Raw genomic sequence first — 577 nt, forward strand, 5'->3', positions numbered from 1 at the left:
CCCAGAGGCGGCGGAAAGAAGCGCCCAGGAAGCGAGCTATCAGCGCCGTGGCCGCGCGAGCGGGGCGGCGTGGTCGGGCATGTGAGCGGTGGGTGCTCGGCTTGAAACTGGTCAGGCTGGAGTTTGAGGCGAGAATAACCAGTCGGGAAGCGCGGCACGAGTGCGCCTGGATGAATAGACATGCGTCGCAGTGAGCGTCACCATCGGGGTCGTAGCCAAGACGACGATCACACACATCACCGATGACACCGACGGTTCGAAGGACGCCTCTGAGGTCGAGTTCTCCTTCGACGGCGTGACCTACACCATCGACCTGTCGAAGAAGAACCTCGCTGCTTTCGAGAAGGTGATGAAGCCATATCTCGACGCAGCAACCAAGGTGTCGGGCCGAAGCACCCCGACCCGGCGCGGCAAAAGCACACGGTCAACCGGTAGCCGGAAGGACCTGGCCAAGATCCGTGACTGGGCACGCGAGCAAGGCCTCGGAGTGTCTGAGCGCGGACGGATCGCATCCTCGGTTGTCGAGCAGTACGACGCGGCGCACTGACACACCCACCGCCCGCAGCCATGCCGCTGA

At 63.6% G+C, this 577-nt stretch carries 1 protein-coding gene; it reads left to right on the forward strand.

Annotated features, from left to right (window positions below; all coding sequences use genetic code 11):
- Nucleotides 1–190 precede the first annotated feature (190 nt).
- A complete protein-coding gene (locus E4623_RS22385) occupies nt 191–547 on the forward strand; it encodes an Lsr2 family protein (protein ID WP_209020836.1) in 357 nt (118 codons plus the stop codon).
- Nucleotides 548–577: the final 30 nt, after the last annotated feature.

Source organism: Nocardioides sp. 1609 (assembly GCF_004522105.1).
In the GTDB taxonomy this organism is placed as follows: Bacteria; Actinomycetota; Actinomycetes; order Propionibacteriales; family Nocardioidaceae; genus Nocardioides.